The 12,845-nt window shown below is 69.8% G+C and carries 12 protein-coding genes and 1 riboswitch; all 12 genes read left to right on the top strand.

The window, feature by feature from the left end; all coding sequences use genetic code 11:
- Window positions 1-31 precede the first annotated feature (31 nt).
- The 12 genes from OG782_RS14375 (at window position 32) to OG782_RS14320 (ending at window position 12,812) form a co-directional block, all read left to right on the top strand.
- Window positions 32-1,000: a glycosyltransferase family 2 protein gene (locus OG782_RS14375; protein WP_406450926.1), complete on the top strand. Its 969-nt coding sequence runs from the start codon at window positions 32-34 to the stop codon at window positions 998-1,000.
- The gene (locus OG782_RS14370) at window positions 997-1,398 is read left to right on the top strand and encodes a GtrA family protein (RefSeq protein ID WP_406450924.1); all 402 of its coding nucleotides are present in this window, start codon (window positions 997-999) and stop codon (window positions 1,396-1,398) included. The genes OG782_RS14375 and OG782_RS14370 overlap by 4 nt, the downstream gene beginning before the upstream one ends.
- A gap of 298 nt (window positions 1,399-1,696) precedes the next feature.
- The gene (locus OG782_RS14365; protein WP_406450922.1) at window positions 1,697-2,353 is read left to right on the top strand and encodes a SurA N-terminal domain-containing protein; all 657 of its coding nucleotides are present in this window, start codon (window positions 1,697-1,699) and stop codon (window positions 2,351-2,353) included.
- Between the two features lie 32 nt (window positions 2,354-2,385).
- Window positions 2,386-3,348: a nucleoside triphosphate pyrophosphohydrolase gene (locus OG782_RS14360; protein ID WP_406450920.1), complete on the top strand. Its 963-nt coding sequence runs from the start codon at window positions 2,386-2,388 to the stop codon at window positions 3,346-3,348.
- 19 nt (window positions 3,349-3,367) lie between these two features.
- The gene (locus OG782_RS14355; RefSeq protein WP_406450918.1) at window positions 3,368-4,765 is read left to right on the top strand and encodes a cytochrome P450; all 1,398 of its coding nucleotides are present in this window, start codon (window positions 3,368-3,370) and stop codon (window positions 4,763-4,765) included.
- A 105-nt stretch (window positions 4,766-4,870) separates the two neighbouring features.
- Window positions 4,871-5,806, top strand: a complete 936-nt coding sequence (locus tag OG782_RS14350) for a transglycosylase family protein (protein WP_406450916.1) — start codon at window positions 4,871-4,873, stop codon at window positions 5,804-5,806.
- A gap of 301 nt (window positions 5,807-6,107) precedes the next feature.
- A riboswitch (cyclic di-AMP (ydaO/yuaA leader) is annotated at window positions 6,108-6,279 on the top strand.
- A 4-nt stretch (window positions 6,280-6,283) separates the two neighbouring features.
- Window positions 6,284-7,045 carry a transglycosylase family protein gene (locus OG782_RS14345; protein WP_406450914.1) on the top strand — a complete coding sequence of 254 codons (762 nt, stop codon included), beginning with the start codon at window positions 6,284-6,286 and terminating at the stop codon, window positions 7,043-7,045.
- 307 nt (window positions 7,046-7,352) lie between these two features.
- Window positions 7,353-8,633: a phosphopyruvate hydratase gene (eno, locus tag OG782_RS14340; RefSeq protein ID WP_329615874.1), complete on the top strand. Its 1,281-nt coding sequence runs from the start codon at window positions 7,353-7,355 to the stop codon at window positions 8,631-8,633.
- Window positions 8,634-8,758: 125 nt separating this feature from the next.
- Entirely contained in the window at window positions 8,759-9,229 is a 471-nt protein-coding gene (locus tag OG782_RS14335; RefSeq protein ID WP_406450912.1) for a septum formation initiator family protein, read from the top strand.
- 73 nt (window positions 9,230-9,302) lie between these two features.
- Entirely contained in the window at window positions 9,303-9,842 is a 540-nt protein-coding gene (locus tag OG782_RS14330) for a DUF501 domain-containing protein (RefSeq protein WP_406450910.1), read from the top strand.
- Between the two features lie 160 nt (window positions 9,843-10,002).
- Complete coding sequence (locus OG782_RS14325; RefSeq protein ID WP_406450908.1) at window positions 10,003-10,944, top strand: exopolyphosphatase; 942 nt, start codon at window positions 10,003-10,005, stop codon at window positions 10,942-10,944.
- A 482-nt stretch (window positions 10,945-11,426) separates the two neighbouring features.
- The gene (locus OG782_RS14320; RefSeq protein ID WP_352124362.1) at window positions 11,427-12,812 is read left to right on the top strand and encodes an NAD(P)/FAD-dependent oxidoreductase; all 1,386 of its coding nucleotides are present in this window, start codon (window positions 11,427-11,429) and stop codon (window positions 12,810-12,812) included.
- Window positions 12,813-12,845: the final 33 nt, after the last annotated feature.

The raw sequence follows: 12,845 nt of genomic DNA, 5'->3' as shown, positions 1-12,845 counted from the left end.
TCCCGACACTTTGACCGGCTGATGTACATTCGTGCTGATCTCGCTGGTGGTGCCTTGTTTCAACGAGGAAGAGATCCTCGAACGCTTCCATGAACGCGTGACGGAGGAGATGACCCGGCTCGGTCATGACTTCCAGCTCGTGTACGTGGACGACGGAAGTGCGGACCGGACCCTGCCGATCCTCCAGCAGCTGGCCGCCGCCGACCCCCGGGCCCGCTACGTCTCCTTCAGCCGCAACTTCGGCAAGGAGGCCGCCATGCTGGCCGGACTCCAGCACGCCGGGGGCGACGCCGTCGTCATCATGGACGCCGACCTCCAGCACCCGCCGGAGCTCGTCGGCCGCATGCTCGAGGAACACGCGCAGGGCCACGACCAGGTGATCGCCCGCCGCACCCGCAAGGGCGACCGCGTCACCAGGACCCTCACCGCCCGCGCCTACTACTGGCTGATCAACCGCCTCGTCGACGTCGAGCTCGTCGACGGGGTCGGCGACTTCCGGCTGCTCTCCCGCCGCGCCGCGGACGCCGTACTCCAGCTCACCGAGTACAACCGCTTCTCCAAGGGCCTCTTCGCCTGGGTCGGATTCCCCACCACGACGTTCAGCTACGAGAACGCCGTCCGGGAGGACGGGCGCTCCGCCTGGACCTTCGGGAAGCTGCTCAACTACGGCCTCGACGGCCTCCTGTCCTTCAACAACAAGCCGTTGCGCGCCGCGCTCTACCTCGGCATGCTCCTGATGTCCCTCGCCCTCGCCTACGCCACGTGGATCGTCGGCGTGGCACTGGTGAGAGGGGTCGACACCCCCGGATACGTCACGCTCCTCGTCGTGGTCACCGCCCTCGCCGGGGTCCAGATGGTGATGGTCGGGGTGGTCGGGGAGTACGTCGGACGGATCTACTACGAGGTCAAGCGCCGCCCGCACTTCCTGGTGAAGGCCACCAACACCCAGGTCCGCGGGGAGGCATCCGAGCCGGAGCCCCTGGAGTTCGTACGCCGATGACGCTCAAGGCACAGCTGGCCCGGTTCGCCCTCGTGGGAGCCGTGAACACCGGCACGTACTACGGCTGCTACCTCGTCCTGCTGCACCGGCTGCCCTACATAGCCGCGCACGTGGCGGCCTTCGCGCTCAGCATGACCGGGTCGTTCTTCCTCAACTCGTACTTCACCTACCGCACCCGGCCCACCTGGCGGAAGTTCCTGCTCTTCCCGCTCACCAACGCCGCCAACTTCGTCATCACCACCGGCGGCGTCTACCTGCTGGTCGACCTGGCCGGGTTCAGCAGCCGGTACGCCCCGCTGGCCGCGGCCGCGGCCGCCGTCCCGATCACCTTCGTGGTCTCGCGCACGATCATGCTGCGGCCGGACACACCCCCGAAACCGGTCGAACGCGTCGGCTGAGCCGTGCCGGCGGCACCCCACATCCCCAACTCCTCCCGAATCGTTGGTCGAATCAGTGGCCCGGACCAGTTCCACTGCCCGAGAGCATCCGGCACTTGGGGGGCGGCGTCGCGGGTCTGGGCACGCGCATCTGCGGCGTTGTCGTCAATCGCCATGGCTCCGCCATGCCTCAATCCTCCGCCTTGCAGCTGCACGCACCCAGACCCGCTCCTTTTCCCGCCCCCCAAGTGCCGGATGCTCTAGCATCGATCACCGCAAGGCCTTGTGCACCGCCGCACAATCTCCTCGGGAGGCTCCTTTGCACCGCCGCCGTCGTAACGCGCTCACCGTCTCCGCCGCACTGCTCGCCGCAGCGCCACTCCTCGCCGCCTGCGGCAGTCAGGCCCACCCCGGTGCCGCGGCCGTCGTGGGCGGGGACCGGATCACGGTGTCCACCGTGCAGGCCCAGGTGGCGGACGTGCGCACGGCCCAGGACTCGTCCGGGCAGGCCGCCCAGATCACCAACCAGTCCGGCCAGCTCGTCCGCGCCAAGCTCCACGGAATGATCCTGGACCGGATCCTGGACCGGGCGTCGGCGGACGCGGGCGTGACGGTCAGCCGTGCCGAGATCCAGCAGATGCGGCAGTCGGCCGTCGCCCAGTACAAGGGGGAGAAGGGGCTGCGTGCCGCGGTGCTCCAGGAGCGCTGGATCGCCCCGGACCAGATCGACGCCTTCCTGCGCGAGCAGATCCAGCTGACCAAGCTCGGCCGGGCACTCGGCGCGGACCCGACGACCCCGGAGGGCACGAAGGTGCTCGGCGACGCCCTGACGAAGGCGTCCAAGGCGCTGAAGGTCGACGTCAACCCGCGCTTCGGCACCTGGAACAACCAGCAGATCCAGCTCGCCGAGTACAAGGCCCCCTGGATCACCCAGGTCACCAAGCCGGCCCAGGCGGCCGCGGAGGCCGGGGCCTGAGCACGCTCCGGCGGCCGGGGTAGATTCGCCGTGTGAACGCTGAAGACCCCGGCCGTATCGTCCTGCTCACCGCCAGCCACCGCGTCGCGCCCGGACTGCTGTCCTGGCCCGCCTGGCAGACACTGCACGCCGCCGACCGGGTGCTGTGCGGCGAGCCCGGCCAGCCGCAGCTGCCGTATCTGCGCGAGGCGGGCATCAACGTCGAGCAGGCCGTGCCGGACGCGCAGGAACTCATCGACGCGTGTTCCGGCGGCCGCACCGTGGTGGTCCTCACCGGCGGCGAGGGCAACCAGCCGCTGACCGACGGACTGGCCAGGCTGGCCGGTTCGGGCCGGGTGCAGATGCCGAACCTGGAGCTCCTGCCCGGTTCGTACGACCTGCCGGGCGCCCGGCTCCTCGATCTGGTCCAGGTCATGGACCGGATCCGGATCGAATGCCCCTGGACCTCCCAGAAGACCCACAAGGGCCTCGCCAAGTACGCCATCGAGGAGGCGTACGAGCTCGTCGAGGCGATCGAGGACGGCGACCGCGAAGAACTCCGCGAGGAGCTCGGGGACGTACTGCTCCAGGTCGTCTTCCACGCGCGCATCGCCGAGGAGGACGAGGACGAGCCCTTTTCCGTGGACGACGTCGCCGCCACGCTCGTCGAGAAGCTGATCCACCGCCACCCGCACGTCTTCGGCGACGAGACCGCCGAGACGCCGGAGGACGTCCACGCGCACTGGCTGCGCACCAAGGCCATCGAGAAGCAGCGCGAGTCGGTCACCGAAGGGGTGCCGCTCGGCCAGCCCGGCCTGGCACTCGCCGCGAAGCTCGCGAGCCGGGTCCGTACCGCCGGACTCGACGTGGCGCTCCCCGAAGGCGACGACATCGGCTACCGGCTCCTCGCCCTGGCCGTGCGCGCCGAGAAGGACGGCATCGACCCGGAGGCCGCCCTGCGGGCCGCGGGGCGCGCGTACCGGGACGCGATCAGGGCGGCGGAGGGCGTCAGGTAGCAGCGGATAACGTCGGGGGGTGAACGACAGCCCCGCCGAAACCCCTGCCGAAGCCTCCGACGGCACCACCCCTGCCGAAGCCCCCGACGGCACCGCCCCCGCCGAAGCTCCCGCCGGCTGCCCCGCCCACCTGGCCGGTGGCGGAGCCGCCGCGCCGCCCGCCCCCGAACTCTTCACGTGGGAGTTCGCCACCGACCCGTACCCCGCCTACGCCTGGCTGCGCGAGCACAGTCCCGTGCACCGCACCACGCTGCCCAGCGGGGTCGAGGCGTGGCTCGTCACCCGGTACGCGGACGCCAGGGAGGCTCTCGCCGACAGCCGGCTCTCCAAGAACCCGGCGCACCACGCCGGGTCCGCGCACGCCAAGGGGAAGACGGGCATTCCGGGGGAACGCAATGCGGAGCTGATGACGCATCTGCTGAACATCGACCCGCCCGACCACACGCGGCTGCGCCGCCTCGTGTCCAAGGCCTTCACCCCCCGGCGGATCGCGGAGTTCGCACCGCGCGTGCAGGAGCTGACGGACCGCCTCATCGACTCGTTCATCGAGAAGGGGGAGGCGGACCTCATCCATGAGTTCGCCTTCCCGCTCCCCATCTACGCGATCTGCGACCTGCTCGGCGTTCCGCGTGAGGACCAGGACGACTTCCGGGACTGGGCGGGCATGATGATCCGCCACGGCGGCGGCCCGCGCGGCGGAGTGGCCCGTTCCGTGAAGAAGATGCGCGGCTATCTCCTCGAACTGATCCACCGCAAACGCGAGGACCCGGGCGACGACTTGATCTCGGGGCTGATCCGGGCGAGCGACCACGGTGAGCACCTGACGGAGAACGAGGCCGCCGCGATGGCCTTTATCCTCCTGTTTGCCGGTTTCGAGACGACCGTTAATCTGATCGGCAACAGCGTCCACACCCTGCTCGGCCACCCGGAGCAGCGCGAGCGGCTCCAGCGTTCGCTGGCCGCGGGGGAGACGGAGCTGCTGGCCACCGGGATCGAGGAACTGCTGCGGTACGACGGCCCGGTGGAGCTCGCCACCTGGCGCTACGCCACCGAGCCGCTGACCATCGGCGGGCAGCGGGTCGGCGAGGGGGACCCCGTGCTCGTGGTGCTCGCCGCCGCCGACCGGGACCCGGAACGCTTCGACGGGGCGGACGCGCTGGACCTTGCGCGGCGTGACAATCAGCACCTCGGGTACGGGCACGGCATCCACTACTGCCTGGGGGCGCCGCTCGCCCGGCTGGAGGGGCAGGCCGCGCTCGGCACACTCCTGAAACGCCTTCCGGACCTGCGACTTGCGGGAGATCCTGCCGATTTGCGGTGGCGTGGCGGGCTCATCATGCGTGGACTGCGCACCCTGCCGGTGGAGTTCACCCCGGGGCCGGCGCTCATTGAAGGTGACACTCTGTCAACTCTGTGACTTTCACGTGATCTCTGCTGCATCGACTTGTGACACACGTTCGAGTCCCGCTAGGTTCACCGTTCGACTCACCAGTCACTCGTCAGTCACACGGAAGGCATCCCCATGGGCTCCGCTAACGGCAGACACCGTCGCCCTCGGCAGGCACCCGCCATCATCGTCGCCGCAGGCGTGACCGGCTCGGCCATCGCCATCCCGCTGCTCGGTGCGGCAGGCGCGCACGCCGCAGAGGCCTCGACCTGGGACCGGGTGGCCGAGTGCGAGAGCGGCGGCATGTGGAGTGCCGACCTCGGCAACGGCTTCTACGGCGGCCTGCAGTTCTCGCAGGAGACCTGGAAGGCGTACGGCGGCGAGTCGTACGCCGAGCGTGCCGACCTCGCCAGCCGCTCGCAGCAGATCGCCGTGGCGGAGAAGGTCCTGGACGACCAGGGGCCGAAGGCGTGGCCCAGCTGTGCGGTCATCTCCGGGCTCGCGGTGGACGGGAGCCTGCCGGGCGTCGACCCGGGCGGCACGCCGTCCGCCGACCCCTCCGGGAGCGCCGACGCGTCCCTGGGTGCCGATCCGGCGGACGACGCGTCCTCGGGGGCGGCGAAGACCCCGAAGGGCGACGCGAAGGACGACGCGAAGGGTGAGGGGGCCGGCGAGGACGCCGCGCCGGACGCATCGGCCTCACCGTCCTCGGAGCCGTCCTCCACCCCCTCGGCGGGCTCGTCCGGCCAGGCGCGGGAGAAGGGGAAGGCTGCCGGCAAGCACCGCGGCGCCCCTGCCTCCGGGGAGGCCCGGGAGGACGGCGGCGACACCGGACGCGACTCGGGGCGGCACGCCTCGCGCGGTGACAGTGGCGCACGCGACACGGGCGCCAAGGCGGCCGACGGCGCGTACACCGTCCGCCCCGGCGACAACCTGTGGGCGATTGCTGATGCACAGAAGCTGCCCGGCGGCTGGACGGAGCTCTATGAGGCCAACAAGGCGGAGGTGGGCTCCGATCCGGACCTCATCCTGCCTGGCCAGAGCCTTGATCTCGGTGTGAAGGCCGGATGAGCGCGGTCTGATCAACAGCTGAGAACACCCACAAAACTGGGGTAGTTAAGAGGCCTATGTCCCACTTTTGACTAAGTGAGACATGGGTCTCTTTGCGTCAACTGGCGTGTCTTGTCCGGGAGCTCCCTCCGCATCCGTTCCCACCTGCGGAAACGCTGGTTCATCGGATGCAAGTAAGGGCCGTTTATCCGGTATGTCCATCTTTGAATGTGGGGGTTGCCTGTGTTTACGGTCGGAACCGCTCGCACCGCGGGCCCCGTCGATCGTCACGCCGAATCCTGCCGTCGGTCGAAGGGAACAGACGCGTAAAGCGCCGTAGGCAGGAGCGGGGGACCCAGGTAAGCGCCGGGCCCGATCGTCGTAAGACGCATCAGGACCGGCTTGGGGTGAAGTCGTGCGCTAGGACGTGCGACCGGGCAACTCACTTGGCCCGAACCCGACAGCTCACCTCGTAGGCGTCGGTGAGGAGAAGTCTCGATGCTGCTCAACAGCAAGGGCAACAAGCACCGTCGCCCGTCCAAGGCCGTCCGTATCGCCACGCTCGCCGGTGTCGCCGGTGCCGCCATCGCCGTGCCCCTGATGGGTGCGACCGGCGCCTCCGCCGCCTCCGTGTCCACGTGGGACGCCGTCGCCCAGTGCGAGTCCGGTGGCAACTGGTCCATCAACACCGGCAACGGCTACTACGGCGGCCTGCAGTTCTCGCAGTCCAGCTGGGCCGCCGCCGGCGGTACCCAGTACGCGGCCCGTGCGGACCTGGCCACCAAGGCCCAGCAGATCGCCACCGCCGAGAAGCTCCTCGACCTCCAGGGCCCGGGCGCCTGGGCCTGCGCCGGCGCCGGCAGCCTGAGCAACGACGGTGTCGACCCGGGTGTCGACACCGGCTCCTCCGCCGCCAAGGCCGAGGCCGCACCCAAGGCCGAGGCCGCCCCGAAGCAGGAGTCGGCGCCGGTCCAGCAGGCCGCGCCGAAGAAGGCCGAGCGCACCGAGGCCCCCTCCACCAACCGCTCGGACCGCTCGACCGCCCCCAAGGCCGAGTCGAAGACCGTCACCACCCCGACCGGCGAGAAGGTCGAGAAGGGTGACGGCGAGTACAAGGTCGTCACCGGCGACTCCCTGAGCAAGATCGCTGCCGACCACGACGTCAAGGGCGGCTGGGAGCAGCTCTTCAAGCTCAACAAGGACATCGTCGACGACGCCGACCTGATCTTCCCCGGTCAGCAGCTGCACCTCACGAAGTAGCAGTAGCGAGCTGACGCGGTAGTCGCGCTCTCTCCTCGCCGACCACTCCGGCCGCCCCGGCCCGGCGCGCACCTCCCCCCGTGCGTGCCGGGCCGGGGTCTGCCGGTTTCTGCGTTGATCGTTCAACTGTTGTAGTTACTGGTCAGTAAATTTCTAGTCTTTCGCCCCACTCTGCCCGTACTTGGGTCCTTTTTCGTCCCAGGGGACGGGCGGTCGGCCGACTGAGACGGCCGAGCCGGTTAGGCTCTTGTCGCAAGGCCAAAGCGACCCTGCACCACCAGCGTCATATCCCAGAAGGAGATGCCTCGTGCCGTCCATCGACGTCGTCGTAGCCAGGGAAATCCTCGACTCCCGCGGAAACCCCACGGTCGAGGTCGAGGTCGGCCTCGACGACGGCAGCACGGGCCGTGCTGCTGTTCCGTCCGGCGCCTCCACCGGTGCGTTCGAGGCCATTGAGCTTCGCGACGGCGACCCCAACCGCTACCACGGCAAGGGCGTCGAGAAGGCCGTCCTCGCCGTGATCGAGCAGATCGGCCCGGAGCTCGTCGGCTACGACGCGACCGAGCAGCGGCTGATCGACCAGGCGATGTTCGACCTGGACGCCACCGAGAACAAGGGCTCCCTCGGCGCCAACGCCATCCTCGGTGTCTCGCTCGCCGTGGCCCACGCCGCCTCCGAGGCCTCGGACCTGCCGCTGTTCCGCTACCTCGGTGGCCCGAACGCGCACCTGCTGCCCGTCCCGATGATGAACATCCTCAACGGTGGGTCGCACGCCGACTCCAACGTGGACATCCAGGAGTTCATGATCGCGCCGATCGGCGCCGAGTCCTTCTCCGAGGCCCTGCGCTGGGGCGCCGAGGTCTACCACACGCTGAAGAAGGTCCTGAAGACCAAGGGCCTGTCCACCGGTCTCGGTGACGAGGGCGGCTTCGCGCCGAACCTGGAGTCCAACCGCGCCGCCCTCGACCTCATCGTCGAGGCCATCAAGGAGGCCGGCTACGCCCCGGGCAAGGACATCGCGCTCGCGCTCGACGTCGCCGCCTCGGAGTTCTACAAGGACGGCAAGTACGAGTTCGAGGGCAAGTCCCGCTCGGCCGCCGAGATGACCGAGTACTACGAGGAGCTCGTCTCCGCGTACCCGCTGGTCTCCATCGAGGACCCGCTGTACGAGGACGACTGGGCCGGCTGGAAGGTCATCACCGACAAGCTCGGCGCCAAGGTGCAGATCGTCGGCGACGACCTCTTCGTCACCAACCCGGAGCGCCTGGCCCGCGGCATCGAGGAGGGCTCCGCCAACGCCCTGCTCGTCAAGGTCAACCAGATCGGTTCGCTGACCGAGACCCTGGACGCCGTCGAGCTGGCCCAGCGCAGCGGCTTCAAGTGCATGATGTCGCACCGCTCCGGCGAGACCGAGGACGTCACCATCGCCGACCTCGCGGTCGCGGTGAACTGCGGCCAGATCAAGACCGGCGCCCCGGCCCGCTCGGACCGTGTCGCCAAGTACAACCAGCTGCTGCGCATCGAGGAGATCCTCGACGACGCCGCGGTGTACGCGGGCCGCTCGGCGTTCCCGCGCTTCAAGGGCTGACACGCGCCCACGTACAACAGGGGCTGACAAGCCCGGCGGGGTCGAGCGCCCCGGCCTCCGTCCGTCCCCGCACTCGGTCCCGTACCGTGTGCGGGGACGGACGTGCGTAATGGGGAGGCGGAGACATGGCCGCGAAGAACCGGGACCGGTTCTCCACCGCGACCCGGCTGCGGTTGCTCGGCGAGCAGACCGCGGCCCGTGTCTACCGGTCCCAGAACCGCCGTCAGGCCCGCCGCTCCCGCCTCACCGGCCGGGCGGCCTTCCTGGCCCTGATCGTCTGCTCGCTGATCGTCGCCCTCGCCTATCCGATGCGGCAGTACGTGTCGCAGCGCGACGAGATCGCCGACCAGGAGCGGCTCGCCCAGGAGGCCGAGGCCCGTACCGAGGAGCTGCGCGACGAGAAGGCGCGCCTCCAGGACGATGCGTACATCAAGCGGCTGGCCCGCGAGCATCTGCACTACCTTCTTCCCGGGGAGACCGGCTACACCGTGGTCGACCCCGACGCGGTCAAGGAGCGCAACGGGCAGCCGGAGGAGTCCGGCCGGCCCTGGCACTCCAACCTGTGGGACGGCGTCGACAGCGCCGACCGCGGCTGACCGCCGCCCTTCCCGTTCCCCGTACCTCTGCAGAACCGCAGTTCGAGCAGTCCGATCAGAACCCTAGGCAGGCATGGAAACGCCCCCTCCCCAGACCGAGTCCACCGCGCCCACCGACGCGGACATCGCCGCGTTCCAGCAGCAGCTGGGGCGCCCGCCGCGCGGGCTGCGCGCGATCGCGCACCGCTGCCCGTGCGGCAACCCGGATGTGGTCGAGACGCAGCCCCGGCTGGAGGACGGTACGCCGTTCCCGACGACGTTCTACCTGACGTGCCCGCGTGCGGCGTCCGCGATCGGCACGCTGGAGGCGAACGGGGTCATGAAGGAGATGACCGAGCGTCTCGCCACCGACCCCGAGCTGGCCGCGGCCTACCGGGCCGCGCACGAGGACTACATCGCGCGGCGCGATGCCATCGAGGTGCTGGAGGGCTTCCCGAGCGCGGGCGGCATGCCGGACCGGGTGAAGTGCCTGCATGTGCTCGTCGGGCACTCGCTGGCCGCCGGGCCGGGCGTGAACCCGCTCGGGGACGAGGCGATCGCGATGCTGCCGCAGTGGTGGCGCAAGGGGCCGTGCGTGTCGCCTTGCGGCGCGCCGGACGAGGACGCGGGCTGAGCGTCCGTACCCGGGGGCCGCTGCCCCCGGACCCCCGCTCCTCAATCTCCCCCCGGACTTCGTCCGGGGGGACCCCCAGGGGCTTGGTTTCCCGCCGGTGGGGATTGATCTGCTGCCGGCGGCAGGCTTGAAGACATGATGCGCCGGAGAGGCTGAAGAGATGACGCGTGTAGCCGCCATCGACTGCGGTACCAACTCGATCCGTCTGCTCGTCGCGGACGCCGACCCTGTCACGGGTGAGCTCGTCGAGCTCGACCGGCGGATGGAGATCGTCCGCCTCGGACAGGGCGTCGACCGGACCGGCCGGCTCGCCCCCGAGGCGCTGGAGCGGACCTTCGCCGCCTGCCGACGGTATGCGGCGGTGATCAAGGAGCACGGTGCGGAGAAGGTGCGCTTCGTGGCCACCTCCGCCTCCCGTGACGCGGAGAACCGGGACGACTTCGTCCGCGGGGTGCTGGACACCCTGGGCGTCGAGCCCGAGGTGATCAGCGGCGGACAGGAGGCCGAGTTCTCGTTCGACGGGGCCACCAAGGAGCTCACCGGGCGCGACGACCTCGCGAAGCCGTACCTGGTCGTGGACATCGGCGGCGGCTCCACCGAGTTCGTCGTCGGCGACGACCGGGTGCGGGCCTCCCGGTCCGTGGACATCGGCTGTGTCCGGATGACCGAGCGCCACCTCGTGCGGGACGGCGTGGTCGGCGACCCGCCCACGCCCGGGCAGGCCGATGCGATCCGTGCGGACATCGCCGCCGCCCTGGACCTGGCCGAGGAGAGCGTCCCGCTCACCTCTGCGGGCACCGTCGTCGGCCTCGCCGGGACGGTCACCACCGTGGCCGCGATCGCGCTGGGGCTCGAGGAGTACGACTCCGAGGCGATCCACCACTCCCGGGTCTCCCTGGAGCAGGTCCGGGAGATCACCGGGCGGCTCCTCGCCTCGACCCACGCCGAGCGCGCGGCGATCGGCGCGATGCACCCGGGACGGGTCGACGTGATCACCGCGGGGGCCTTGATCCTGCTGGCGGTGATGGAGCGGACCGGTGCCGGCGAGGTCGTCGTCAGCGAGCACGACATCCTCGACGGGATCGGCTGGTCCCTCGCCTGAGGGCAGCCGGTCCGAGCGGCCTCCGGGGCCCCGTCAGGGGGCTGTGGAGGCCGTGTCGCAGGCGGCCGCGAACCTCGCTCATACGCATCCCCGCCTGCACCTTTGAGATGCTGGGGGCCACCCGGGGGGTGCCTTGGGGGACACGTCGCTACGAAGTTCGTGAACTTCTTCACAAGGAATTGGGCCTCTGGGGGCGGAAGTCTGCTCCGTACGGGCTGCCGGGAGGGTGTGCGGGGCCACTCGCCACGCATACGGGACGGTTCCGGGCGCATTGCTGGAGTGTGAACCGGACGGGTGGTTCGCCCCGCCCAGTGGCTCAAGGGCCAGCTCACAAGCGGTGAACAACGTTCGCCGGGGTGTCGTGGTTCCCTGTCGGAGCCATGACCTGGGTCACGTGAGCGGCGGAGTGTAGCAGAGGGTGGCCCATACCTTGTGAAGGGGCTCACGAGCGTGCCCTCCGGGCGGGGTGGATACTCGATGGCATGAGCACCACGGAGCGTCCCAGGATCCTCGTAGTAGGCGGTGGGTACGTAGGCCTGTACGCAGCTCGGCGCATTCTGAAGAAGATGCGCTATGGAGAGGCGACCGTCACGGTCGTCGACCCCCGGTCGTACATGACGTACCAGCCCTTCCTCCCCGAAGCTGCTGCCGGCAGCATCTCGCCTCGGCATGTCGTCGTCCCGCTGCGACGCGTGCTGCCCAAGGCCGAGGTCCTCACCGGCCGCGTCACGACCATCGACCAGGACCGCAAGGTCGCCACGGTCGCGCCGCTCGTCGGCGAGGCCTACGAGCTGCCCTTCGACTACCTGATCATCGCGATGGGCGCCGTCTCCCGTACCTTCCCGATCCCCGGCCTGGCCGAACAGGGCATCGGTATGAAGGGCATCGAGGAGGCCATCGGCCTGCGCAACCACGTCCTCGAGCAGCTGGACAAGGCCGACTCGACGACCGACGAGGACGTCCGCCGCAGGGCGCTGACGTTCGTCTTCGTGGGCGGCGGATTCGCCGGCGCGGAGACCATCGGCGAGGTCGAGGACATGGCCCGCGACGCGGCGAAGTACTACACGAACGTGAAGCGCGAGGACATGCGCTTCATCCTCGTCGACGCCGCCGACAAGATCCTTCCCGAGGTCGGCCCGAAGCTGGGCACCTGGGGCCGGGAGCACCTGGAGTCCCGTGGCGTCGAGGTCTTCCTCTCGACCTCCATGGACTCCTGCGTCGACGGTCACGTGGTCCTGAAGAACGGACTCGAGGTCGACTCCAACACCATCGTGTGGACGGCCGGCGTGAAGCCGAACCCGGCGCTGGCCCGCTTCGGCCTGCCGCTCGGTCCGCGCGGTCACGTGGACACCTCCGAGAAGCTCCAGGTGCAGGGCACCGACTACATCTGGGCCGCCGGCGACAACGCCCAGGTTCCGGACCTGATCGGCCGCAAGGCCGGCAACCCGAACGCCTGGTGCCCGCCGAACGCCCAGCACGCGCTGCGTCAGGCCAAGGTCCTCGGTGACAACGTCATCTCCGGGATGCGCGGCTTCCCGCAGGCCGACTACAGCCACGCCAACAAGGGTGCGGTCGCCGGTCTGGGCCTGCACAAGGGCGTCGCGATGATCGTCATGGGCAAGGTGAAGATCAAGCTCAAGGGCCGTCTCGCCTGGTACATGCACCGTGGCTACCACGGCATGGCGATGCCGACCTGGAACCGCAAGATCCGGATCTTCGCCGACTGGACCCTGGCGATGTTCCTCAAGCGCGAGGTCGTCTCGCTCGGCGCCATGGAGACTCCTCGCGAGGAGTTCTACGAGGCCGCCAAGCCGGCGCCGGCCCCCGCCGCCGCCAAGCCCGTGGGCGAGAAGGCCAAGGCCTCCTAGCTCCGCCCCGGACAGGAGGGCCCCGGTCCTCCG

Origin of the sequence: Streptomyces sp. NBC_00876 (assembly GCF_045207435.1) — a bacterium.
GTDB lineage: Bacteria > Actinomycetota > Actinomycetes > Streptomycetales > Streptomycetaceae > Streptomyces.
Note: the sequence above shows the minus strand (reverse complement) of the source record. Positions and strands in the feature narration are given on the sequence as shown.